The organism is Sphingomonas sp. KC8, assembly GCF_002151445.1.
GTDB lineage: Bacteria > Pseudomonadota > Alphaproteobacteria > Sphingomonadales > Sphingomonadaceae > Sphingomonas_E.
In genome coordinates this window covers 1,805,754-1,829,710 of the sequence record NZ_CP016306.1, presented here as the reverse complement: position 1 = coordinate 1,829,710, position 23,957 = coordinate 1,805,754, and the positions used below count along the sequence as shown (strand labels likewise).

The following is a 23,957-nucleotide window of genomic DNA, read 5'->3' as shown; positions in this document are numbered from 1 at the left end:
TGATCGTTTGGGGCCGAAGCGCCATGCGCCTGCGTCCAAAGCGTGAATCAGGCCCGGGTCAAGAACTGACGCCGGGTTTCGCTATCCGAATCAGGCTGCCGGCGCTTCGAGATCGGGTTCGAGCAGCCGGTGCAGGTGGACGACGACATATTTCATCTCGGCATCGTCCACCGTGCGCTGGGCGGCGCCCCGCCACGCATTTTCGGCGCTTTTATAATCTTCATAAAAACCAACGACGTCGATCGCGTTGAGATTTTCGAAATCGAGCGTGCGTGGGTCCTTTACCCGGCCTCCGAAAACGAGGTGGATCTTGCTCATGGAAATGTCCCTGATTGTGGGTTTGGCGCGTCCTAACATGAGCGCCGCACCGCAACAATCAAAGGCGGGGGATATGCGATTGCGAAGATGCTAACGCGTCTTCCGCCAATTGCACTCAGCCCTTCGATTTCATGAACGCGACCAGCTTGTCGAAGCCGTTGCGCTGGATATAGGCGTCGAAATCCGCCGCCTGGGTCAAGGAAAGGTTGATCCCCGCGACCGTCAGGTTGCTGACCTTGTAGCCCTGCGGCGTCTTGTTCAATGTCCAGATCGCGTTGATCGGCTGCTGGCCCTTCTTGGTCACCTGCGTCACCACGGCCGCGCCGGTTGCGGCGGGCTGCGCGCGGATCACCTTGACGTCGGCATTGGCATATTCGAACAGGCGATCGGCATAGAGACCGATGACATAATTGGGAAAGGCGGCTTTGTACGCGGCCAGCTGTTCGGGCTTCAGCGTCGGCTTCCACCGGCGGATCAGCCTGTCGCCAATCGCGTCGACCGCGAAATGCTGGGCCAGCATCGTCCGGAATTTGGCCTTCGCGGCCACCTTGTCGCCACCGCGCAGCACGGCGAAGCCTTCGTCCGTAAGGCCGTTGATGAACGCGCTCGGGTCCTGATTGTTGATCGCGGCGTGCGCCGGGGCGGCCATTGCAAGCGGAGCGGCGATCGTGGCCAGCGCCAGCATGGCGGCGGTGAACGGGGTACGCGTGAAAATCATTCGATGATGCTCCAGATGCTTGCGCGTCTTTTGGCGTAGGCGCGGTGAACCGCGCTTGAATAAGGGCCGGTCCGCGTTGCGGATCCGAACGATCAGTGGTGCTTTACGGCATCCACCGCCGCATGGCTGGCGGCACTCGCCGATTTCGTCGCGGCCTCGACCAGCTTGTTCACCTGTGCGGATGCGGCGTCCTTGTTGATGCCCAGATCATCCAGCGTTTCGCGGCCGGCTTCCTTGGCGGCGGCGGCGGCGACGCGCGCGGCTTCGTTCAGCTTGCTGCCGATCGGGCCAAGGGCGGTCTTTTCACGCTCGCTGCGCGGCAGCAGGGTACCGACGACCGCGCCGATCGCGATCCCGGCGACAAGTGCGGCCACCGGATTTTCCTCGATCCCCTTGGTGGTTGCCGATTTCGCGTCGGCAGCTTTGCCGCGTGCCGTTTCCAGCGCCTCGGCTGCGGCCGCGCGGGTGGCTTCGGTCCGTTCACGCAACTGCTGCTTGGCCTCGGTCAGTTTTTCGCTGGCATAGGCGCCGGCACGCTCCGCGCTGTCCTTCACGCTGTTGCTCATCATTCGCCTCCTCGATCCGGCGGGGCTGTCCGCCGGCAATGGATCAATCCTTGGCAGAACCCTCGTCGGCATCGCCAGTTGCATTATCGTCTTCGGTGCCATTTCCGGCGTCATCGTCGGCGCCGCTCAGCAGGTGCTTCACCCCGCGCGCGATTGGTTCGCGGGCCAGAAACAGCGCGACGGCGCCGGCGATCGCGGCGGTGCGGCCGGGTTTTTCCTGCACGTCGCGCATCGCTTTGGCTGCCAGTTCGCCGCCTTGTTCACGCACTTCTTCCCACGCTTCCTTCATCAGGGCGCGCGGATGCAGCCGGGCCTGGATTCGGCCCAGCGTGCCGGCCAGCCGGGTGCGCGCCGCATCGGCGCGGGCGCGGGCATTGGCCAGATCGGTCTTGTCGCCGATCATGCGTTGCGGCCTTCGTCGTCGGGCGCGGCTATGGTGGGCAGCCGCCGTATGCCTTCGCGGATCAGCAGTCCGGCCAGCGCCAGGCCGATCGTTCCGGTAATGATCCCACCGCCCACCGGGCCGATGAACCGGGCCAGGCCGATCGCCAGCCCGATCATCAGCGCGCTGGCCGATCCGAACGCCAGCAGCACCCCGGCCACCATCAGGCCAACGGCTAGGCGCGCCGCCAGCGCCCGCCGGATCGCCAGCCGGCGATAGACGGCAAGTTCGGCGCGAACCCACTGGCCACCTTCATCGACGGCCTGGCTGAACAGTTCGCCGATCGTGCTGTCCGGATCGTTCGCCCCCGCCATTGCCGTGCTCAGGCCGATTTGTCGTCGCTCGCGCCGCCATCCTTGCCGGCTCTGACCAGCCGGGCGATCACGAAGCCAACCGCGATGGCGGCCCCGATCGCCAGGGCAGGGCTTTTGCGCACGGCGGTACGCGCATCGTCGAGCAGTTCATCGACATCCTTGCTGCGCAGGCTGGTCGCGACATTGGCGACGGCTGATGCTGCCTTGCGCGCATAATCGCCATATTGCTCGCCGACTTTTTCGTCGATCGTGCCCGCCGCATCGTCCATCAGCCGGGTCACGCTGTCCAGCCCGCTGGCGGCCTTGTCCTTGCCGATTGCGGCATAATCGCGGGCCTTGCCGGCGGCTTGGTCCTTCAATCCACTGGCCTGTTCGCTCACCTTGTCGGCCGCGTCCTTGAACGCCGCGCGCGCCTTGGCGCCGGTGGGGTTGATTTCGATCTCCGCCGCGTTCGGGGTGATTGCGGGCGCCGAATCGCTGGCATCCTTGGGTGTATCGGTCAGGTTTTCCGGGGTTGTGGCCATCATCGAATCTCCGTCGAAAGCGTTGCGCCTCGCTATTCTAACATTTGCCCCCGGTCGGATGTTCCCCCGAAATCCGCATTGGTCATGGATAGGGCGGGTTGGCGTTGCCTATCGCCTTCCCTGCGGATAGAGCGCGCCACATCCAGCGTCCAGAAAAAGGTGCGATCCCGAAATGACCGCGATCATCGACGTCCATGCCCGTCAAATCATCGACAGCCGCGGAAACCCCACCGTTGAGGTGGATGTGACGCTGGAGGACGGCAGCTTCGGCCGCGCCGCCGTGCCATCGGGCGCATCGACCGGTGCGCATGAAGCCGTCGAAAAGCGCGATGGCGACAAGAATCGCTGGCAGGGCAAGGGCGTTGGCCTGGCGATCGACGCGGTCAACGGCGAGATTGCCGAAGCCGTCGTCGGCCTCGAAGCCGAAGACCAGCAGGAAATCGATGCCGTCATGATCGATCTCGACGGGACGGCCAATAAGGGCCGCCTCGGCGCGAACGCGATTCTCGGCGTCAGCCTTGCGGTCGCCAAGGCCGCGGCCGATGCGCGCAGCCTGCCGCTCTATCGCTATGTCGGCGGCACCGCCGCGCATATCCTGCCGGTGCCGATGATGAACATCATCAATGGCGGCGCGCATGCCGACAATCCGATCGATTTCCAGGAATTCATGATCATGCCAGTGGGCGCGGAAAGCCTGTCCGAAGCGCTGCGCTGCGGGTCGGAAATCTTCCACACGCTCAAGAAGGCGCTGCACGACAAGGGCCTGTCGACGTCGGTGGGTGATGAGGGCGGTTTCGCGCCGAACCTTGCATCCGCGCCCGACGCGCTGGATTTCATCATGTCGTCGATCGAAAAGGCCGGTTACACGCCGGGCGACGACGTCGTCATCGCGCTCGATTGCGCGGCGACCGAATTCTTCAAGAACGGCGTCTATGATTTCGAAGGCGAAGGCGCGAAGCGTTCGCCGGCCGAAATGGCCGCCTATCTCGCCGATCTGTGCGCGCGCTACCCGATCAAGTCGATCGAAGACGGCATGGGCGAAGATGATTTCGAAGGCTGGAAGATCCTGACCGATCTGATCGGCGACAAGGTGCAGCTCGTCGGCGACGATCTGTTCGTCACCAATCCGGTGCGCCTGCGCCAGGGCATCAAGGATGGCCTTGCCAATTCGCTGCTGGTGAAGGTCAACCAGATCGGCACGCTGTCCGAAACGCTGGAAGCGGTGTCGACCGCGCAGCGCGCCGGCTACACCGCCGTCATGTCGCACCGTTCGGGCGAAACCGAAGACGCGACGATCGCCGACCTCGCGGTCGCCACCAACTGCGGCCAGATCAAGACCGGCTCGATGGCCCGTTCAGATCGGCTGGCCAAGTATAACCAGCTGCTGCGCATCGAAGAAGAACTGGGCTTCGTCGCCCGTTACGCCGGGCGCGACATTTTCCGCGCCTGAGCCGTACGCTGCTCTTTCGCTCCGCCGTCCCGGTCCAAACCGGGGCGGCGGAGCAAATATTACGTAAATTAACGGGCAATCGATCGATTCGGTCTTGCGTTAACCCGGCGTTGATGATTGCTGATGTTCGTGATCCGCAAACGCTCTCCCTTTCGCCTGATCGCGTCGGCCGCCGCGCCGACGGCGGCTGTGCTGTTCATGCTGATGTTCGCGGGATATGCGGTACTCGGCACCAATGGCCTTCTGGCGCGTGGCGAATATCGCAAGCAACTGGGCGAAGCCAAGGTGAAGCTCGCCCAGGTCGAGGCGGAGAAGAACCGCCTGCTCAATCGCAAGAAGCTGCTGGCGCATGGCGACCATGACCTTGCCGACGAACTGACGCGCGGCGCCACCGAAATGGTCGGCGACGACGAATACGTCATCGTCACGAAATAGCCGGTCGCCTCCCGCCCGCGCCCGATGGCGGGGGAAAATGCTGAACCGCATTCATTTCACATCGCTGTTATATGATTACGCGATGATCGCCCTCTGCCGTTGCGGAATCGGGCGGTGGCGGCCTATAGACCCTCACAATATCCGATCTGCCCACAGGAGCGCTTAAGCTTGGCCAAAGCAGCACAGCCGCGAACGTCGAAGGCGGCGGTAACGCCAGCCCCCGTATCCAACCGCGAGCGCCCGGCGGAGCCCGTCCGCTACGCCGCGTCGAAGCAGGAAATGCTCGACTTCTACAGCCAGATGCTGCTGATTCGCCGGTTCGAGGAAAAGGCCGGCCAATTGTATGGCCTCGGCCTGATCGGCGGTTTCTGCCATCTCTATATCGGCCAGGAAGCGGTTGCCGTCGGCCTTCAGTCCGCGCTGGAAGTGGGCAAGGACAGCGTCATCACCGGCTATCGCGATCATGGGCATATGCTGGCCTACGGCATCGATCCCAACGTGATCATGGCCGAACTCACCGGCCGCGCCGCCGGCATTTCGCGCGGCAAGGGCGGTTCGATGCACATGTTCTCGGTCGAACATAAATTCTACGGCGGCCACGGCATCGTCGGTGCACAGGTATCCTTGGGTACTGGCCTGGCCTTCAAGCATAAATATGCCGGCGATGGCGGCGTTGCGATGGCCTATTTCGGCGATGGCGCGGCGAACCAGGGCCAGGTGTATGAAAGCTTCAACATGGCTGAGCTGTGGAAGCTGCCGATCATCTTCGTGATCGAAAACAACCAATATGCCATGGGCACCAGCGTCAACCGCGCGTCGGCCGAAGACCAACTGTATCGCCGTGGCGAAAGTTTCCGCATCCCCGGCATCCAGGTCGATGGCATGGATGTGCTTGCGGTGCGCGGCGCGGCCGAGGAAGCCGTGGCGTGGGTGCGTGCCGGCAAGGGGCCGATCCTGCTGGAACTCAAAACCTATCGCTATCGCGGCCATTCCATGTCCGATCCGGCGAAATATCGCTCGCGCGAAGAGGTTCAGTCGGTCCGTGACAAGTCCGACCCGATCGAACATCTCAAGAAGGAATTGGAGGCGCTCGGCGTCACCGAGGACGAACTGAAGGCGCTGGAAAAGGATATCCGCAAGACCGTGCAGGATGCGGCGGACTATGCCGAGGAAGCACCCGAGCCGGAGCTGTCCGAACTTTATACCGATGTGCTGGTGGGGCAGTATTGATGGCCATTGAACTGAAGATGCCCGCGCTTTCCCCGACGATGGAGGAAGGCACGCTCGCCAAGTGGCTCGTCAAGGAAGGCGATGCGGTGAAGTCCGGCGATATCCTCGCCGAAATCGAAACCGACAAGGCGACGATGGAATTCGAAGCGGTCGACGAAGGCACGATCGCGAAGATCGTCATCGCCGAAGGCACCGATGGCGTGAAGGTGGGCGAGGTGATTGCGCTGATCGCTGGCGAGGGCGAAGACGCCTCTGCTATCGAAGCCGCCCCCGCCGCCAAGGCGGCCGAAGCACCCAAGGCTGCCGCGGCGCCGGCCCCGGTTGCTGCCGCGCCGCGTGCGACGGTTGCCGATCCCGATATCCCCGCCGGCACCGAAATGGTGAAGACCACGGTGCGCGAAGCATTGCGCGATGCGATGGCCGAAGAAATGCGCGCCGACGATCGCGTGTTCGTGATGGGCGAGGAAGTCGCGCAATATCAGGGCGCGTATAAGGTGACGCAGGGCCTGCTCGACGAATTTGGCGAACGCCGCGTCATCGACACGCCGATCACCGAATATGGCTTTGCCGGCGTCGGTACGGGCGCCGCGATGGGCGGCCTGCGCCCGATCATCGAATTCATGACGTTCAACTTCGCCATGCAGGCGATCGATCACATCATCAATTCGGCGGCCAAGACCAATTATATGTCGGGTGGCCAGATGCGCTGCCCGATCGTGTTCCGTGGTCCCAATGGCGCCGCCAGCCGCGTCGGCGCGCAGCACAGCCAGAATTACGCCCCCTGGTATGCCAGCGTCCCCGGCCTGATCGTCATCGCGCCGTATAGCGCGGCCGATGCCAAGGGGTTGTTGAAGGCGGCGATCCGTAGCCCCGATCCGGTCGTATTCCTCGAAAACGAACTGCTCTACGGCCACAGCTTCGATGTGCCCAAGCTCGACGATTATGTCCTGCCGATCGGCAAGGCGCGGATCGTGCGCGAGGGCAAGGATGTGACGCTGGTCAGCTATTCGATCGGCGTCGGCGTGGCGATCGATGCGGCCGAAAAACTGGCCGCCGAAGGCATTGACGCCGAAGTGATCGATCTGCGCACCTTGCGCCCGCTCGACACCGAAACCGTGCTCAAGTCGCTCGCCAAGACCAACCGGATGGTCGTCGTCGAAGAAGGCTGGCCGACCTGCTCGATCGCGTCGGAAATTACCGCAGTCGTGATGGAACAGGGCTTCGACGATCTCGATGCCCCGGTGCTGCGCGTCACCAACGAAGATGTGCCGTTGCCTTATGCCGCCAATCTGGAAAAGCTGGCGCTGATCAAGGTCGACGATGTCGTGGCTGCCGCCAAGAAGGTCACCTACCGCTAAGGCGGGCGATCAGCAGCCGGGCAAAGCAAAGGGCGGCGGGGAAGGTCATTCTCCGTCGCCCTTGCTATATCAGCGCCGCCGCTTGCTGCGCTGCGATTTCAGGCGATATCGGCGTGCGCCGATATGCTCGGCAAGCAGGGCCGAAATCGCCGCTTCGTCGCGGGTCAGCCGCCCGCGATGCAGCCATGATGTAAGCAGGACGAACGCGATCATGCCGATCGGCGCGGCCAGCAGCACCATGCGTTCCGTTGGCGCCAGGATCGGCGACCATTGCAGGTAGATCGCAAAGGCGATCATCGAACAGAACCAGAAGATCAGATAGGCGCTGCCCTTGGATGGCAGGCGGAAGCGCCCTCTGATCTGTGTTGCCGGCCCATCCTTGTAGATACGGGCATGCAAGGCGAACTCGCTGTCCTTGGCCTTCTTGCGGTGGCGGCAGGCGATGTGCAGCCCATGTTCGCCGACCGCGCCGGCGAAGATCATGTCCGGGCCGTCATCGGTGAACGCGACATCGGCGGCGGGCGTCAGCACGCGCGCCAGCCCCGCCACGCAGTCTTCGGGCGGCAGGGCGGAACGGAACCGCGCGTCGCGGCCGGTGATCTCGGGGATCATGCCGCGCGGTTCGCCCATGCGCCCGCCGCCGCGTTTCCGGCGGCGACGGGCATGGTCGTCAGGATGATTGGTGTCGCTGTCATGCGGTCTGCAGCAGCTTCTCCCGCGCGATCTTCTCGCGCCACACCAGCGGCGCGGTGTGGTGGACATTTTCGCCGGTCGAATCGACCGCCACCGTCACCGGCATGTCCTGCACGTCGAATTCGTAGATCGCCTCCATGCCGAGATCTTCGAAGCCGACGACCTTGGCGCCCTTGATCGCGCGCGCGACCAGATAGGCGGCGCCACCCACCGCCATCAGATAGGCGGCCTTGTGCTGCTTGATCGATTCGACTGCTGCCGGCCCGCGTTCGGCCTTGCCGACCATCGCGATCAGCCCGGTTTGTTCGAGCATCATGTCGGTGAACTTGTCCATCCGCGTCGCGGTGGTGGGGCCGGCGGGGCCGACCACTTCATCGCCCACCGGATCGACCGGGCCGACATAATAGATCACCCGGCCCTTGAAGCTGACGGGCAGTTCCTCGCCCTTGGCCAGCATGTCCTGGATGCGCTTGTGCGCGGCATCGCGGCCGGTGAGCATCTTGCCGTTCAGCAGCAGGCGATCGCCCGGCTTCCAGCTGGCCACGATCGCCGGCGTCAGCGTGTTGAGGTCGACCTTGATCGCCTCCTTGCTCGGCTTCCATTCCACCTTCGGCCATTCGTCCAGGTTCGGCGGATCAAGATAGGTCGGTCCCGAACCGTCGAGGGTGAAGTGGGCATGGCGGGTGGCAGCGCAATTGGGGATCATCGCCACCGGCTTCGATGCCGCGTGGGTCGGATAGTCCATGATCTTGACGTCGAGGATTGTGGCAAGCCCGCCCAAGCCCTGCGCGCCGATGCCGAGCGCATTGACCTTGTCGAAGATTTCAACGCGCAGCCGTTCGATATCGGTCTGCGGGCCGCGCCGCTTGAGTTCGGCCATGTCGATATGGCCCATCAGCGATTCCTTGGCCAGGCTCATCGCCTTTTCGGCGGTGCCGCCGATACCGATGCCCAGCATGCCGGGCGGGCACCAGCCGGCGCCCATCTGCGGCACCATTTCCAGCACCCAGTCGACAATCGAATCGCTGGGGTTGAGCATCTTGAACTTGCTCTTGTTCTCGCTGCCGCCGCCCTTGGCCGCCACGTCGATCTGCACCTTGCCGCCGGGCACCATCTCGACGCTCATCACGCAAGGGGTGTTGTCCTTGGTATTGATCCGGCCGAACGCGGGGTCTTTCAGGATCGATGCGCGCAGGCGGTTTTCGGGGTGGAGGTACGCGCGGCGAACCCCTTCATCCACCACGTCCTGCAGGCTCTTGTCGCTGTCCAGCACACATTGTTGGCCCCATTTCACGAACACGGTGACGATGCCGGTGTCCTGGCAGATTGGCCGATGGCCTTCGGCGCACATCCGGCTGTTCGTCAGGATCTGCGCGATCGCGTCCTTCGCCGCCGGGCCTTGCTCGGCCTCATACGCGTCGCCCAGCGCGCGGATATAATCCATCGGGTGATAGTAGCTGATATATTGAAGCGCGTCGGCGACGCTCTCGATCAGATCGGCTTCCTTGATGGTGACGGTCATGGGCTTCCTCAGGCGTGTCGCGAACAGGGGCGCGATCCTCGCGGAATCGCGCCTTTCGCGCGTCGCCTTACGCTTTTCGGATGCCCATTCCAACCGGGTGGCGCGGCCGGCATGTCCGGCGCGCGCCATTCAGCCTGCTCTCACCGTTCGACCAGCCGGGTGTAGAGGTGCCAGGTCGCATAACCCAGCACCGGCAGCACCACCGCCAGCCCCACGAACAGCGGGATGCAGCCGATCACCAGCAGGGCGGCCACGATCAGGCCCCATGTCCCAACCGTGACGGGGTTATGGGCGCTTGCCTTGAACGATGTGGCGATGGCGGTGCCGACATGCACCTTCTTGTCGACCAGCATCGGGAAGGTGACGACGCTGCTGGCCAGCGCGACGATCGCAAATCCCAGGCCAACCAGATTGCCCAGGATGATCAGTTGCCACCCTTCGGTCGTCGTGAACATCTGGGTGAGGAAGGGGGCCAGCGTCAGATCATGGCTGAAGCCGAAGCTGTCCTGATACATCCGCCATGCGGTGCCGAGCCACGCCATGAACAGCAGGGTCAAGGTCAGCGTCGCCAGCAATAATTGTTTCGCGCCGCGCCCGGCCCATGGATCGAAAAAGTGGGACCAGCTCGATTCGAGCCCCTGTTCGCGCCGCCGCGCCAGTTCGTAAAATCCTACCGCGACGGTCGGCCCCAGCAGCGAAAGCCCGGCGATCAGCGGGAACAGCAATGGCACCAGCGCGCCGTTGAGCGCGAACCACGCGGCGACGAAGCCCACCAGCGGGTAGATGAACCCGACCAGCACGATATCACCCCGTTTTTCCTTGAAGTCCGCCCACCCCTCTGCAAGCGCCCAGCGCAGATCGGCCATGCCGATCTTGCGGACGTGCGGGACGGGGGAGTCGGTTGCAGCGGGGGTGATTGCGACCATCGTCATGCCCTCCTCATGGTCGGCAGGCGGGTAGAGGCCCGTCTGCGCGAGCAACAATTCGGCCGCCGGCCGCAGGGCACATCATAACCACGCCTGTGGTCGACGGCGGGATGGCTGCAATCCTACGCCCGCATGCTGCTTGGGCAAAGCCGAAATATGGGGCCGTCGGTTCCCCTCGGCCGAACGGTTGCGGAGTGCTTCGCGGGGAATATTTTTTAGTTCCTGTTGTGTTCCCTTGCCAGTGACGGGAGTACTGGGAAATCCACGCGTCGCGGCTGGTCAGGCGCCCGAAAGGCGCGACGAAATGAATCAGATCGGCGACGAACCGACGTGCCCCGGAACGATATTGCATCTTGCGTCCCCACGCAGATGAGGCACTATGGATAGTGGTAGCGTCAGGGGGCTGACCCAAGAGATTGTTAACGCCGCGCCGTACCCTATATGGGCGGAAAGGCTGTTCGCGTCTCTGGAAAGCTGGGGATAAGCGGATATTCGCGGTCCTCTTCCAGCCCGGACATGCTACCCTCAGGGCTGTGTTCCTGAGTCGAACATTTTAGGAACGAATGGCCGCGACCCGGCTGTTCGTCAGCATTTCGGACCAGGGGCGCGCGACGATGGACCTTTCAGGCAGCAACAACGAAGCGAGCGCAAGCGACGTGGCGACAATAATCGAATCACCTGCCAAGGCCGATGCGGCCGCCGGCTCCAGCAGCCAGGGCGTGCTCAAGCAGCCTTATCCGGTTGAGGTGGATCACAGCCGCGATGCGCTGCTCACCGATTTCGGCAAGGAGACGCTGAAGGATCGCTACCTGCTGCCCGGCGAAACCTATCAGGATCTCTTTGTTCGCGTGGCGTCGGCCTATGCCGATGATGCCGCGCACGCCCAGCGGCTCTACGATTATATCTCGAAGCTGTGGTTCATGCCGTCGACGCCGGTGCTGTCGAACGGCGGCACCGGGCGTGGCCTGCCGATTTCCTGCTACCTCAACTCGGTTGACGATAGCCTGCAGGCGATCACCGAAATTTGGAACGAGAATGTCTGGCTCGCGTCGCGCGGTGGTGGCATCGGCACCTATTGGGGCAATGTCCGTGGCATTGGCGAACCGGTCGGCCTCAACGGCAAGACCAGCGGCATCATTCCCTTCGTCCGGGTGATGGACAGCTTGACGCTCGCCATCTCGCAAGGCTCGCTCCGCCGCGGTTCGGCCGCCTGCTATCTCGATGTCTCGCATCCCGAGATCGAGGAGTTTCTCGAAATCCGCAAGCCTTCGGGCGATTTCAACCGCAAGGCGCTCAACCTTCACCACGGCGTATTACTGACCGACGCGTTCATGGAAGCCGTGCGCGACGGCGCCGAATGGGAGTTGAAGTCTCCCAAGGACGGCAGTGTCCGCGGCAAGGTCGATGCGCGCGCCTTGTTCCAGAAGCTGGTCGAAACCCGGCTGGCGACGGGCGAACCCTATATCGTCTTCAACGACACCGTGAACCGCGCCATGCCGCGCCACCATCGCGAACTGGGCCTCAAGGTTTCGACGTCGAACCTGTGTTCGGAAATCACGCTGCCCACGGGGCGCGATCATCTCGGCAATGATCGCACGGCGGTCTGCTGCCTGTCCTCGCTCAATCTGGAGACGTGGGACGAATGGAACGGCGACAAGCAGTTCATCGAGGACGTGATGCGCTTCCTCGATAATGTGCTGTCCGATTATATCGATCGCGCCCCGCCCGAAATGGCGCGCGCCAAATATTCGGCGGAGCGGGAACGCTCGGTCGGCCTTGGCGTGATGGGTTTCCACAGTTTCCTCCAGGCGCGCGGCCTGCCCTTCGAAGGGGCGATGGCCAAGAGCTGGAACCTGCGGATGTTCAAGCATATCGCCGCCAAGGCCGAAGAAGCGTCGATGCTGCTGGCTACCGAGCGCGGGCCGTGCCCCGACGCCGCCGATCGCGGCGTGATGGAACGGTTCAGCTGCAAGATGGCGATCGCGCCGACGGCGTCGATCTCGATCATCTGCGGCGGCACGTCCGCCTGCATCGAACCGATCCCCGGCAACATCTACACGCACAAGACGCTGTCGGGCAGCTTCTCGGTCAAGAACATCCACCTGCAAAAGCTGTTGCAGGATAAGTCCAAGGATTCGGACGCGGTGTGGAACACGATCCTCGAACAGGGTGGATCGGTCCAGCATCTCGATTTCCTGAGCCAGGAAGAAAAGGATACGTTCAAGACCAGCTTCGAGATCGATCAGCGCTGGCTGATCGAACTGGCGGCGGATCGTACGCCCTATATCGATCAGGCGACCTCGCTGAACCTGTTCATCCCGGCCGACGTGGAAAAATGGGATCTGCTGATGCTCCACTTCCGCGCGTGGGAACTGGGCATCAAGTCGCTTTATTATCTGCGCTCGAAGTCGATCCAGCGCGCCGGTTTCGCCGGCGGGGTGGAAGCGGACAACACGCCCGATCTCAAGAAGATCGAACTGCCGAGCACCGATTATGATGAATGTCTGGCGTGCCAGTGATCGGGAGGGGCTAGGGCATGACCATTTCCGGCTGGGCGCTGATCGTGCCGATCGCGGTGTTCAACATCGTGATCGGCTTGTGGAGCCTGCGCGATGCGGCGCGCCACGCGCGCTACATCAGGAGCCGCATCGGCGCGGGCGATCCCTTTTTCGAAGAGCAGAGCCGTCACCCCGATTTTCCGGGGATGAAGGAAGTCAGCTCCACCCGCGCCAAAGGCATCATCCTCACGCTTTCGGGCGTTGTGCTCTTGATGCTGCTATATTTGCCGGGGCTGGCGCGATGATCGCCGCCGCCCGCTTTGCTGCCGTTCGCGGCTACTGAATTTCGCCAAGGACCAAATCCATGTCGCTCCTCCAGGCCTCCCGCACCTACAAGCCCTTCGAATATCCGTGGGCGTTCGAATATTGGAAGCGTCAGCAGCAGCTGCACTGGCTGCCCGAAGAAGTGCCGCTGGGCGAAGATTGCCGCGATTGGGCGCAGAAGCTCGACCAGTCGGAACGCAATCTGCTGACGCAGATCTTCCGTTTCTTCACGCAGGCCGATGTCGAGGTGCAGGATTGCTACCACGAAAAATATGGCCGCGTGTTCAAGCCGACCGAAGTGAAGATGATGCTGACCGCGTTCAGCAACATGGAAACGGTCCATATCGCCGCCTACAGCCATCTGCTTGATACGATCGGCATGCCCGAAACCGAATATTCGGCCTTCCTCCAATATAAGGAGATGAAGGACAAGCATGACTATCTGAGCACCTTCGGCGTCGACAGCGACGAGGATATCGCCCGCACCCTGGCGATGTTCGGCGGCTTTACCGAAGGGCTGCAGTTGTTCGCATCGTTCGCGATGCTGATGAATTTCCCGCGCTTCAACAAGATGAAGGGCATGGGCCAGATCGTCACCTGGTCGATCCGCGATGAAACCTTGCATTGCGAAGGGATCATCCGGCTGTTCCATGCCTTCGTGAAGGAACGCAACTGCCTGACGCCTGCGGTGCGCGACGATATTCTCGATCAGTGCCAGAAGACGGTGCGGCTGGAGGATGCGTTCATCGATCTGGTGTTCGAAATGGGTCCGGTGCCCGGCATGACGCCCAAGGACATCAAGAAATATGTCCGCTACATCGCCGATTGGCGGCTGGGGCAGCTGGGTTTCAAGCCGATCTACATGATCGACGAACATCCGCTGCCGTGGCTCGCGCCGATGCTGAACGGGGTCGAACACGCCAATTTCTTCGAAACCCGCGCCACCGAATATTCCAAGGCCGCGACGCGCGGCAACTGGAACGAGGTGTGGGACGCCTTCGATCGCCGCAAGGTCGCCGGCAGCGTGCCGGTCGCGAACGAGGACGTCAGGAGCGAAGACATGTTCAGCCGCGCGGGGCTGGCGGCGGAGTAATCTGCCTGCCGCTGTCTTCGGATGGTGATTTTGTCGGACAGGGCAGCGGCGTGTGTCGCTGCCCTGTCTTGTTTATACGGCATGATATTGCGTGCGCGCCACGCGGCCAGATGGGGCGCATGTCCGGTGAAATGAGTTTGGCGGTTGTTTTGATGAACGGCTCGTCGCCGCCGGTTCAGATTATACGGCGCATAACCGGCTGGTATCGCAACCTGATGCGATCAAGGGAGAACAACAATGCGTAAGTTCATCATCGCAGCGGTGCTCGCAGCGGTCACGGTGCCGATGGCGCCGGCCCTGGCGGATCGCGATCGCGGCCATGGCTGGAACGACGAACGGCACGGCGGCAAGCATGATCGCCGGGATCGTGATCGCCGCGATTATCGCGATGATCGCCGCGGCAAGAATTATTGGAAGGGCGACCGTTATTATTCCAACGGCCGTTATGATGGCCGCCGCCTGAGCCATAATGACCGCGTGTATCGCGGTGGTGATGGCCGTTATTATTGCAAGCGCAACGACGGCACGACCGGGCTGATCATCGGTGCGGCGGCCGGCGCGTTGCTCGGCCGGACGGTCGATACCAATGGCGATCGGATGCTCGGCACCTTGCTGGGCGGGGGCGCCGGTGCGCTGCTCGGCCGTGAAATCGACCGTGGCGAGGTGCGCTGCAAATAAGGCGCAAGCCTGATGGCATCAATGCGGGCGACGGGGCAAACAGGCTCCGCCGCCCGTTGTTTATTTTGGCAGCGCCTTCATGACATGGGACAATATCCCCCGCACGATCGCATCCACCCCGCGCGGATTGGGGTGCATCCCGTCTTTCAGTTGCAAGGCGGGGGTGGCCGCGACACCGGCCATGAAGAAGGGGTAGAGCGGCACCCGATATTTGCGCGAAAGCGCTGGGTAGATCGCGTCGAACTCGCGGGCATATGCCGCCCCCATATTGGGTGCCGCGCGCATTCCCGCCATCAGCACCGGGATTTTCCGTCGTTGCAGATCGGCTAGGATCGCGTCCAGATTCATGCGGGTTTGGGCGTTGGGCAGGCCGCGCAGCATATCGTTCGCGCCCAGTTCGACGATCACCAGATCGGGCTTTGCCTTCAGCCCTGCCAGCACCCAGCCCAGCCGTGCCTTGCCTTGCGCGGTAGTATCCCCCGACACCCCGGCATTATGCACCCGCGCCGCCACGCCATTTTTGCGCAGCGCCGTTTCCAGCCGGGGGACAAAGCCTTCGTGCGGTTTCAGTTGATAACCGGCCATCAAGCTGTCGCCGAACGCCACGACCAGCTTGTCGGCCGCCAGCGCCGGTGCGGTTACGAATAATGACAGCCACGCCGCGGCATGGACAATCAGCCGGCGCACGCCATATGCGGAACGATCTGGCCTCAAAGGGAAACCTTTCTTCATCATGTCAGCCGCCAATATCGTGATCGAAGCCCGGAATGTCACGCTGGCGCTGGGCAAGGGCGAAGCGCGTGTCGAAATCCTGCGCGGGGTGGATCTGTCGATCGCCGCCGGCGAAACGGTCGCGCTGCTCGGCCCGTCGGGTTCGGGCAAATCGTCCTTGATGGCGGTGCTGTCGGGGCTGGAACGCGCCGATAGCGGCGCGATCCACGTCGCCGGGGCCGATTTCGGCGCGCTCGATGAAGATGCGCTGGCGCAAGCGCGGCGCGGCCGGATCGGCATCATCCTGCAGGCCTTCCACCTGCTGCCGACGATGACGGCGCTGGAAAATGTCGCCGTTCCGCTCGAACTGGCGGGGCGGGCGGATGCGTTCGCGCGGGCCGAGGCGGAACTGCACGCGGTGGGGCTTGGCCATCGCATCGGCCATTATCCGGCCCAACTTTCAGGTGGCGAACAGCAGCGCGTGGCGATTGCCCGCGCCGTCGCCCCCGCGCCGGCGATCCTGTTCGCTGATGAACCGACCGGCAATCTCGATGCGAAGACGGGCGCGGCAATCATGGACCTGTTGTTTGGCCGCCAGCGCGAAACCGGCGAAACCTTGCTCGTCATCACCCATGATCCAGCGCTTGCCGCGCGCTGTGGCCGGGTGATCGAGATGCTTGACGGCCGCATCGTCCGCGACAGCCGCGCGTGAAACTCGCCTGGACCCTGGCGCTACGCGATCTGCGCGGCGGCTTCACCGGCCTGCGGTTGCTGGCCGCCTGCCTGTTCCTTGGGGTGATGGCGCTTGCCGGGGTCGGCAGCCTGTCCACCGCGATCACGTCGGAACTGGCGCTGCAAGGCCAGTCGATCCTCGGCGGCGATGTCGAGATGGAGATCGTCCAGCGCACTGCTGACGACACGGAACGCGCCGCTTTTGCCGCCGTCGGCACGCTGTCCGAAACGATCCGCATGCGCGCCATGGCGTCGCGCCCCGATGGCGCACAGGCGGTGCTGGCGGAACTGAAGGGCATCGACGCCCCTTATCCGTTATATGGCGAATTTCGCCTCGCTGCCGGCGCCTTGTCGCCCCGGCCCAAGGGGCGCGAAGTCGCCATCGCGCCGGCGCTGGCCGAACGGCTCGATGTCAGACCCGGTGATCATATCCGCATCGGCGACGCCGATTTGCGGGTTATCGGCCTGATCGATCAGGAACCCGATCGGGTCGGTGAAGGCTTCACCTTCGGGCCGGTGGCGCTGGTCGATATGGATGGGCTTGCGGCCACCGGCCTCGTCCAGCCGGGCAGCCTGTACACCACCCGCTATCGTATTCGCCTTGCTGATGGCGTCGATGCCGGCGTGGTGGCCAAGCGGCTGGCCGATCGTTTCCCCAGCGCCGGGTGGGAGGTGCAGGATCGCACCAACGCCGCACCCGGCACGCGCCGCTTCATCGGCCGGCTGGGCCAGTTCCTGATGCTCGTCGGGCTGACGGCGCTGGCGATCGCGGGCATCGGCGTCGGCAACGGCGTGACATCCTATCTGGATGGCAAGCGCGGGGCGATCGCGACGTTGAAGGCGCTGGGCGCTTCGTCGCGCACGATCTTCCTGTCCTATCTGTTCCAGATCGGGCTGGTGGCAGGCGCCGGCATCCTCGCGGGTATCCTTGCGGGCAGCCTCGTTCCGCTCGCCGTCGTCGCCTTGGCGGGCGATGCGCTGCCGGTGCAGCCGCATTTCGCGCTTCATGTGGCCCCGCTTGGCCTCGCTGCGGCTTATGGCGTGCTGATTGCCTTGCTGTTCGTCCTCGCCCCGCTGGCCCGCGCCCGCGCGGTGACGCCGGCATCCTTGTTCCGGGGCGGGGTGGAAACGGCGGCGCGGCCCACCGGCCGGGTGCTGGCGGCGATCCTTGCCACCCTGGCCGCGATCGTCGCGCTGGCCATCGGCACCGCGCGCGATCCCGGTTTTGCCGCGATCTTCGTTGCGGCCGTCGCCGGGTTGCTGGTATTGCTCACCTTGCTCGGCTGGGCGGTGCGGGCCGGGGCCGCGCGCCTGCCGCGTTCGCGCCGGCCGTTGCTGCGTCTTGCCATTGCCAATCTCCACCGGCCCGGCGCGCAGACCGGGCGGCTGGTGGTGGCGCTGGGCCTTGGCCTTACCCTGTTCGCGACACTCGCGGTGATCGAAACCAACCTGTCGGGCCAGATCGACAGCACGGTGCCCCAGCGGGCACCCAGTTTCTTCGCACTCGATATCCCGGTCGACGATATCGATCGCTTCCGCGCCCTCGTCGCCGAACGCGCGCCGACAGCCGAGGTGAAGACGGTGCCGTCGCTGCGTGGCCCGGTGGTTTCCTTCGGCGGCAAGCGCGTCGCCGATTTGCAGCAATTGCCCGAAGGCGCGTGGATATTGCGCGGCGATCGCGGGCTTGCCTATTCCGCCGCCCCGCCCGAAGGCAGCCGCATCGTCGAAGGCCAATGGTGGCCCGCCGATTATGCGGGGCCGCCGCTCGTCTCGCTCGATGTCGAAGCGGCGCGCATCCTTGGCCTCAAGGTTGGCGATGAAATCACCGTGTCGGTGCTGGGTGTCGAGGTGCCGGCCACCATCGCGTCGTTGCGCGAAATCAAGTGGGATACGATGGGGTTCAACTTCGTCCTGGTATATTCGCCGGGCGTGCTGGAAGGTGCGCCGCACAGCTTCATGGCGACGATCGCGATGCCGGCGGCTGGCGAAGCCGCGCTCAACCGCGAAATCACACGCGATTTTCCATCGGTATCGCTGATCCGGGTGAAGGAAGTGATCGGGCAGGTCGCCGATGTCCTCGGCCAATTGTCGACTGCGGTGCGCGCTGCCGCTTCGGTGGCACTCGCGGCGGGGATCGCCGTGCTGGTCGGCGCGATTGCCGCGTCACGCCGGTCGCGCGTCTATGATTCGGTGCTGCTGAAGCTGCTCGGCGCCACGCGCGGGCAGGTGCTGGCGGCGCAGGCGATCGAATATGCCGCGCTCGCCGCGATCCTGTCGCTGCTGGCGCTCGGCATTGGTGCTGCCGCCGGCTGGTATGTCGTCACCCGCGTGTTCGAACTCGACTGGACGACTGACTGGGGGGTGGTGGGCGTCACGCTTGCCATCGGCGGGTTTGGTACGCTGGCGCTGGGTCTGATCGGGTCGCTGCCAGCACTTGCCGCCCGGCCGGCGCGGGCGTTGCGCGAACTATAGGGATGCGGCGTAGGCGATGATCGCGCCGGCCTGCACCGCTGCGATCAGCATGAGCTGTGAGGAAAAGGGCTGCTTGCGCGTCTTGTGACGGAACATCCGCCGGGCGAGGAATGCGCCGGGTGTTCCCCCGATCAGCGCCAGCCCCAGCAGATTGGCTTCTGGAATCCGCCGCGCACCCGCGATCGCGCGGCGCTTGTCCTGCCAGAAACGCAGGATCGTCCACGCGTTGATCGCAAGCAGGACGCCGGCGACGGTGGGAAACATGCCTTATGCTAGCCCGATCAGCGAAACCTGCCGGCCATAGCCTGCTTCGCCGTGATGGGTGGCGCGGCGGAAGCTGTAGAAGCGATCGGCCTGCGCATAGGTGTCCAGCCCCAGCGCTTCGACCCGGCCGATACCCGCAGCCGCGATGCGCGCGGCGACATAGGCTTCGATGTCGAACTGGTGGTGGTTCGCGCGCACGCCATCGGTGAAAAAGCGTTCGTTGGCCGGGTCCGCTTCGGCGAAGCGGCGGAAGAAGCCGTCATCCACCTCATAGGATGCCCGCGCGATGCACGGGCCGATGGCCGCCACGATCCGGCTGCGATCCGCGCCCAATGCCTCCATCGCCGCGATCGTTGCGTCGGTCACGCCGTGGATCGCGCCCTTCCAGCCGGCATGCGCCGCGCCGATCACGCCGCTTTCTGCATCGGCGAACAGCACCGGCACGCAATCGGCGGTCAGGATACCCAGCAGCAGCCCCGGCCGATCGGTGACGAGCGCATCGGCATGCGGCCGCGCATCATCGGGGAAGGGGGCCGTCACCGCCACGGCATCGGCCGAATGCACCTGATGCAGCGTCACCAGCGCCGCGCCGGGCGCCACCGCCGCCACCGCGCGCCGGCGATTTTCATGGATCGCCGCATGGTCGTCATCCGATCCCAGCCCCACATTCAGCCCGGCGTGGATGCCCGTTGAAACCCCGCCGCGCCGGCCAAGGAAGCCATGCGGAATGGCGCCAAGTGCAGGCGCGCGGATCGGATCGATGCTGTCGGTCATGCCCGCTCCTTACACGAGCTGTTTCGTGGTGACAGGGGGCAGATGCTGGCGGTGTTACCCTTCGAACCCTGCCGGATCGGGCCATTCGGGGGCGACGAACGCCATCACCTTGAACAATTCGCCCATCTCATCGGCATGGGTCAGCCGGTGGCGGGCGGCGGCGATCTCCTCGGCGCGGTGGGGCGATCCTTGCGCCAGCGTCGATGCGCGCGCGCCGATGCCCAGCGTTTCCAGCCAGTGGCCTTGGCCGACCGGGCCGTGGACATGCAGCCCTTCGCCGCGGGCGGCATGGTCCAACGCCGTGAAATCGACATGCGCGGTCAGGTCGCGCGTGCCGGGTTTGGCGAACGGATCGGCATAGGCATGGGCGTGCACCGCCTGCAACGTGTCGCCCGCCGCATAGCCGGCATAGCCATAATCCACGATGATCGCCGCCCCGCCCTGATCGGCGATCCGCCCCGCCAGATCGCGGGCGATGGCGACGGACGTCGGCGATCGTTCGAGGATGCTGCCCGGCTGCGCATCGTGCAGGCGCGGCGGGATCAGTGCGTCGCACGGGATCGTGCCGGCTATGGGCACGAACCCGTCGGGGCCATGCGCCACCATCCGTTCGCGCCAGCCGTTCACCGCGCGGATCCACTGGCGGATCGGCAGTGCATCGAAAAATTCATTGGCGACAACCAGCAACGGCTTGTTGGTCGGCAGGGTCGACAGGTCATCGTGCCAGGCGGCATTTGGGAAGCGTTCGGCCTGTTCGGCGCGCAGCACCGGGCTGGTTTCGACGAAGTGGATCGCCGGTTCCAGCCCGGCCGCGCGCATCGCCCGTGTCGCATCCTGGGCCAGCGTGCCGCGCCCCGGCCCCAGTTCGACATAGCAAACCGGGCCGCGCTTATGCTGTTGCCACAGATCGGCCAGCCACAGGCCGATCAGTTCGCCGAACATCTGGCTGATTTCGGGCGCGGTGATGAAGTCGCCGGCAACCCCCAGCGGATCGCGCGATGCGTAATAATCCGCGTTCGCTTCGGCCATGAACTGCGCGATGGAAATAGGCCCCATCGCCTCGATCAGGCGGACAAGGCGATCCTCGCAGGAAGACGGGTCAGGCATAGCGCCCCCGTCTCCGTCTTTTCCGCCGGATGCGCAAGATGATGCGCGCCCAGATGATGGTTAGCGCCGTCGTCCGTTTCTGGCCCGCTGTCCCGATCCGGGATCAGGCGACGCTTTCGTCGCCCGCGATCGGCTCCACCCGCTTGCGCCGGCCCTTGGCGGTCAGGATCAGGTAAGCGCCGCCGACGATCATCGGCACCGTCAGCCACTGGCCCATCGACAGGCCGGTGCTGATCGCGAACTCCATCAGCTGTTCGTCCGGCTCGCGGAAAAATTCCACCGTGAAGCGGCTGAGGCCGTAGCCCAGCAGGAAGGTGCCGACCAGCTTGCCCGGCTGATAGCGCGCGTCCGTCTTCCAGAACATGAACCACAGCACCGCGAACAGGACCGCGCCTTCCAGGCCGGCTTCGTAAAGCTGGCTTGGGTGGCGCACCACATCGCCGCCGCGCGGGAACACGATGCCCCATGGCACTGTCGTCGCGCGGCCCCACAATTCACCGTTCACGAAATTGGCGAGCCGCCCGAAAAACAGGCCGAACGGTACGCAGCAGGCGACATAATCATGGATTCGCAGCCAGTTCAGCTTGTTCTTCCATGCCAGGTAGAGCACGCCGAGCGACACGCCGATCACCCCGCCATGGAACGACATGCCGCCTTCCCACAGCTTCAGGATCTGCATCGGATCGCTCAGCATGTGCGGCTGGTAGAACAGGATATAGGCGATCCGCCCACCCAGCAGGATGCCGAGCGTGGCGTAGAACACCATGTCGTCGGCATGGCGGCGGGCCATCGGCGCGCCGGGCTGGTTGAGCAGCTTCAGCAGATACCACCAGCCGACAAGGATGCCGGCGATATAGGCCAGCGAATACCAGCGCAGCTGAAAGAAACCGAGGTCCAGCGCCACCGGCGACAGACCGAAATTATCAAACTGCAAGGCGGCCGTAGCGTCAGCGAGGACGGACAGGATCAAGGCTTTTCCCCGATGATTTTGGCCCTCATAAAGGGCGGTAACGAGAAACGCAAAACGCGGGAGAGAACAGCCGATGCCAAGCGAGCAGGACGCCCGTATGCGCGCGGTGATGGACGCGATTACCGCCCCCGGCGGATTGGTCGAAATCACCGCCGACGAACATGGCCGCGCGATCGCGGCAAAGTTGCCGGCCACGCTGGGCGATCTGTTCCGCTTCACCGCCAGCCAATATGGCGATGAAATCGCGCTGGTCGCCGGCGATGAACGGTTGAGCTATCGCGATCTCGATATCTGGTCGGAACGGCTGGCCCGTGCGCTGGCCGGCGGGCACGGCATCCGCAAGGGCGATCGTGTCGCCATCGCCATGCGCAACGCGCCGGCCTGGATCGTCGCTTTCATGGCGATCGCCAAGGCCGGGGGGATCGCCACCCTGGTCAATGGCTGGTGGACGGCCGATGAACTGGCGCACGGCTTGGCGCTGACGACGCCGGTGCTGGTGATCGCCGATGCGCCACGGGCCAGGCGCGTTGCCGATGCGCACGCCGCCGCCCGCATCGTCGAACTGCCGATCGAACGCCCGTTGGCCGAAGCCCTGGCGCCGCTGCTCGATGGTGTGGCCGAAGCCGATCTGCCGCATGTTTCGCCCGATGACGACGCGACGATCCTGTTCACGTCCGGATCGACCGGCAACAGCAAGGGGGCGGTATCCACCCATCGTGCGTCAACGACGGCAACCTATTGTTTCGTGGCGATGACGGCGATGTTGCTCGGCACCTTTTATGGCGGTGATCGCAAGAATTTGCCGTCGCCGCCATCCGCGCTGATCGCGGTGCCCTTGTTCCATGTCACCGGCGCGATCGCGGTGTTCGCGGCCAGCATGGTCATTGCCCGCCGGCTGGTGCTGATGCCCAAATGGGACGCGGCCGATGCGCTGCGTCTGATCGAGGCGGAAAAGATCAGCTATTTCGTCGGCGTGCCGACGATGAGCCTGGAACTGATGCAGCATCCGAACCGCGACCGGTTCGACCTGTCGAGCCTGCTGGATATCGTGGCCGGTGGCGCGCCCCGTCCGGCCAGCCATGTGCCGCGGCTGCAGGCGGCGTTTCCGGCGGGCAATCCGATGATGGGCTATGGCCTGACCGAAACCAACGCGGTCGGCTGCACCAACTGCCGCGCCAACTATATCGCCAAGCCGGCGTCCACCGGGCCGGGCCAGGCGCCCTTTGTCCGGATCGCGATCTTCGACGATGATGGCTCGCCGGTGGCGGCGGGCGGGGTCGGCCAGGTCGGCATCGCCAGTGCGGCCAACATTCGCGGTTATTGGCAGAATGACGCGGCGACGGCGGCGGCCTTCACCCCCGACGGCTATTTCCTGACGGGTGATCTCGGTTATCTGGATGAGGACGGCTATCTGTTCATCGTCGATCGCGCCAAGGACATCATCATTCGCGGCGGCGAAAATATTTCCTGCATCGAGGTGGAATCCGCCTTGTACGCTTATCCCGACATTGCCGAAGCCAGCGTGTTCGGACTGCCGGATGAACGGCTGGGCGAAATCGTCGGCGCGGTGGTCCATCCGCGCGGGGGTGTGACGATCGATCCGGCGGCGCTGGATGCGTTTCTGGGCCAGCGGCTGGCGAAGTTCAAACTGCCGGCGCGCCTGTGGTTCACCGATGAATCGCTGCCCCGGCTGGGCACCGGCAAGATCGACAAGGTTTCGCTGCGCGCCGCCTATCGCGCACGGGCCGAAGCCGAAGCCGCCTGATTCCCGGGGGTAAAGCTCTGGCGCTTGGCGCTTGCGGGCCGTATTCACGCGAACGATGACCGGAAAAAGCGTG

At 64.2% G+C, this 23,957-nt stretch carries 25 protein-coding genes; 11 read left to right on the top strand and 14 right to left on the bottom strand.

The features are described 5' to 3' along the window. Window positions 1–90 precede the first annotated feature (90 nt). From KC8_RS08625 to KC8_RS08600, 6 genes are all read right to left on the bottom strand, one after another. Window positions 91–318 (bottom strand): DUF4170 domain-containing protein, encoded by a 228-nt coding sequence (locus KC8_RS08625; protein ID WP_010127081.1) that lies wholly within the window; start codon window positions 316–318, stop codon window positions 91–93. A gap of 115 nt (window positions 319–433) precedes the next feature. Beyond that, a complete protein-coding gene (locus KC8_RS08620) occupies window positions 434–1,036 on the bottom strand; it encodes an MlaC/ttg2D family ABC transporter substrate-binding protein (RefSeq protein WP_010127080.1) in 603 nt (200 codons plus the stop codon). A 92-nt stretch (window positions 1,037–1,128) separates the two neighbouring features. Next, window positions 1,129–1,602 carry a hypothetical protein gene (locus KC8_RS08615; protein ID WP_138956745.1) on the bottom strand — a complete coding sequence of 158 codons (474 nt, stop codon included), beginning with the start codon at window positions 1,600–1,602 and terminating at the stop codon, window positions 1,129–1,131. Window positions 1,603–1,645: 43 nt separating this feature from the next. Then, complete coding sequence (locus tag KC8_RS08610; protein ID WP_010127078.1) at window positions 1,646–2,005, bottom strand: DUF3618 domain-containing protein; 360 nt, start codon at window positions 2,003–2,005, stop codon at window positions 1,646–1,648. Beyond that, window positions 2,002–2,358: a phage holin family protein gene (locus KC8_RS08605; RefSeq protein WP_010127077.1), complete on the bottom strand. Its 357-nt coding sequence runs from the start codon at window positions 2,356–2,358 to the stop codon at window positions 2,002–2,004. The genes KC8_RS08610 and KC8_RS08605 overlap by 4 nt, the downstream gene beginning before the upstream one ends. Window positions 2,359–2,366: 8 nt before the next feature. Next, window positions 2,367–2,885, bottom strand: coding sequence for a hypothetical protein (locus tag KC8_RS08600; protein ID WP_232455668.1), 519 nt, complete (start codon window positions 2,883–2,885; stop codon window positions 2,367–2,369). Window positions 2,886–3,054: 169 nt separating this feature from the next. Here KC8_RS08600 and eno point away from each other — a divergent pair, with 169 nt between their 5' ends. From eno to KC8_RS08580, 4 genes are all read left to right on the top strand, one after another. Beyond that, window positions 3,055–4,332, top strand: a complete 1,278-nt coding sequence (gene eno / locus KC8_RS08595) for a phosphopyruvate hydratase (RefSeq protein WP_010127075.1) — start codon at window positions 3,055–3,057, stop codon at window positions 4,330–4,332. 123 nt (window positions 4,333–4,455) lie between these two features. Next, entirely contained in the window at window positions 4,456–4,767 is a 312-nt protein-coding gene (locus KC8_RS08590) for a septum formation initiator (protein WP_010127074.1), read from the top strand. A 168-nt stretch (window positions 4,768–4,935) separates the two neighbouring features. After that, window positions 4,936–5,997 carry a pyruvate dehydrogenase (acetyl-transferring) E1 component subunit alpha gene (gene pdhA, locus KC8_RS08585; RefSeq protein WP_010127072.1) on the top strand — a complete coding sequence of 354 codons (1,062 nt, stop codon included), beginning with the start codon at window positions 4,936–4,938 and terminating at the stop codon, window positions 5,995–5,997. Then, complete coding sequence (locus KC8_RS08580; protein WP_010127071.1) at window positions 5,997–7,355, top strand: pyruvate dehydrogenase complex E1 component subunit beta; 1,359 nt, start codon at window positions 5,997–5,999, stop codon at window positions 7,353–7,355. Before pdhA ends, KC8_RS08580 begins: the two co-directional genes overlap by 1 nt. 69 nt (window positions 7,356–7,424) lie before the next feature. Here KC8_RS08580 and KC8_RS08575 read toward each other — a convergent pair whose 3' ends face one another. From KC8_RS08575 to KC8_RS08565, 3 genes are all read right to left on the bottom strand, one after another. After that, window positions 7,425–7,985 (bottom strand): hypothetical protein, encoded by a 561-nt coding sequence (locus tag KC8_RS08575; protein ID WP_010127070.1) that lies wholly within the window; start codon window positions 7,983–7,985, stop codon window positions 7,425–7,427. Window positions 7,986–8,046: 61 nt separating this feature from the next. Beyond that, window positions 8,047–9,570 (bottom strand): fumarate hydratase, encoded by a 1,524-nt coding sequence (locus KC8_RS08570; protein WP_010127069.1) that lies wholly within the window; start codon window positions 9,568–9,570, stop codon window positions 8,047–8,049. Between the two features lie 140 nt (window positions 9,571–9,710). Next, window positions 9,711–10,502, bottom strand: a complete 792-nt coding sequence (locus KC8_RS08565; protein WP_050805453.1) for a DUF2189 domain-containing protein — start codon at window positions 10,500–10,502, stop codon at window positions 9,711–9,713. Window positions 10,503–11,110: 608 nt separating this feature from the next. On the opposite strand from KC8_RS08565, the gene KC8_RS08560 reads away from it, so the two are divergent. From KC8_RS08560 to KC8_RS08545, 4 genes are all read left to right on the top strand, one after another. Then, complete coding sequence (locus KC8_RS08560) at window positions 11,111–13,015, top strand: ribonucleoside-diphosphate reductase subunit alpha (RefSeq protein WP_029624757.1); 1,905 nt, start codon at window positions 11,111–11,113, stop codon at window positions 13,013–13,015. A gap of 17 nt (window positions 13,016–13,032) precedes the next feature. Next, on the top strand, window positions 13,033–13,299 hold the full coding sequence (locus KC8_RS08555) for a hypothetical protein (protein ID WP_010127066.1): 267 nt from the start codon (window positions 13,033–13,035) through the stop codon (window positions 13,297–13,299). A 59-nt stretch (window positions 13,300–13,358) separates the two neighbouring features. After that, window positions 13,359–14,411: a ribonucleotide-diphosphate reductase subunit beta gene (locus tag KC8_RS08550; protein ID WP_010127064.1), complete on the top strand. Its 1,053-nt coding sequence runs from the start codon at window positions 13,359–13,361 to the stop codon at window positions 14,409–14,411. Window positions 14,412–14,648: 237 nt separating this feature from the next. Beyond that, a complete protein-coding gene (locus tag KC8_RS08545) occupies window positions 14,649–15,089 on the top strand; it encodes a glycine zipper 2TM domain-containing protein (protein ID WP_010127062.1) in 441 nt (146 codons plus the stop codon). A gap of 60 nt (window positions 15,090–15,149) precedes the next feature. Here the strand turns inward: KC8_RS08545 and KC8_RS08540 are convergent, their stop codons facing one another. Further along, window positions 15,150–15,776 carry an arylesterase gene (locus KC8_RS08540; RefSeq protein WP_029624756.1) on the bottom strand — a complete coding sequence of 209 codons (627 nt, stop codon included), beginning with the start codon at window positions 15,774–15,776 and terminating at the stop codon, window positions 15,150–15,152. A gap of 46 nt (window positions 15,777–15,822) precedes the next feature. Between KC8_RS08540 and KC8_RS08535 the strand changes: the two genes are divergently transcribed. Together KC8_RS08535 and KC8_RS08530 are read left to right on the top strand one after the other, a co-directional pair. After that, window positions 15,823–16,512 (top strand): ABC transporter ATP-binding protein, encoded by a 690-nt coding sequence (locus KC8_RS08535; RefSeq protein ID WP_010127056.1) that lies wholly within the window; start codon window positions 15,823–15,825, stop codon window positions 16,510–16,512. Next, on the top strand, window positions 16,509–19,004 hold the full coding sequence (locus tag KC8_RS08530; RefSeq protein ID WP_010127054.1) for an ABC transporter permease: 2,496 nt from the start codon (window positions 16,509–16,511) through the stop codon (window positions 19,002–19,004). The genes KC8_RS08535 and KC8_RS08530 overlap by 4 nt, the downstream gene beginning before the upstream one ends. Here KC8_RS08530 and KC8_RS08525 read toward each other — a convergent pair. The 4 genes from KC8_RS08525 to lgt all read right to left on the bottom strand — a co-directional run bounded on the left by KC8_RS08525 (window position 18,999) and on the right by lgt (window position 22,119). Next, window positions 18,999–19,268 (bottom strand): DUF1294 domain-containing protein, encoded by a 270-nt coding sequence (locus tag KC8_RS08525; protein ID WP_010127052.1) that lies wholly within the window; start codon window positions 19,266–19,268, stop codon window positions 18,999–19,001. The genes KC8_RS08530 and KC8_RS08525 overlap by 6 nt on opposite strands. A gap of 3 nt (window positions 19,269–19,271) precedes the next feature. Further along, window positions 19,272–20,042 (bottom strand): peptidoglycan editing factor PgeF, encoded by a 771-nt coding sequence (gene pgeF, locus KC8_RS08520; protein ID WP_010127050.1) that lies wholly within the window; start codon window positions 20,040–20,042, stop codon window positions 19,272–19,274. Window positions 20,043–20,096: 54 nt separating this feature from the next. Next, the gene (locus KC8_RS08515) at window positions 20,097–21,149 is read right to left on the bottom strand and encodes a class I SAM-dependent methyltransferase (protein WP_010127047.1); all 1,053 of its coding nucleotides are present in this window, start codon (window positions 21,147–21,149) and stop codon (window positions 20,097–20,099) included. A 103-nt stretch (window positions 21,150–21,252) separates the two neighbouring features. Next, window positions 21,253–22,119, bottom strand: coding sequence for a prolipoprotein diacylglyceryl transferase (lgt, locus tag KC8_RS08510; RefSeq protein WP_010127045.1), 867 nt, complete (start codon window positions 22,117–22,119; stop codon window positions 21,253–21,255). A gap of 73 nt (window positions 22,120–22,192) precedes the next feature. Here lgt and KC8_RS08505 point away from each other — a divergent pair, with 73 nt between their 5' ends. Continuing rightward, window positions 22,193–23,884, top strand: coding sequence for a class I adenylate-forming enzyme family protein (locus KC8_RS08505; protein ID WP_029624755.1), 1,692 nt, complete (start codon window positions 22,193–22,195; stop codon window positions 23,882–23,884). The last annotated feature ends 73 nt before the right edge of the window (window positions 23,885–23,957 follow it).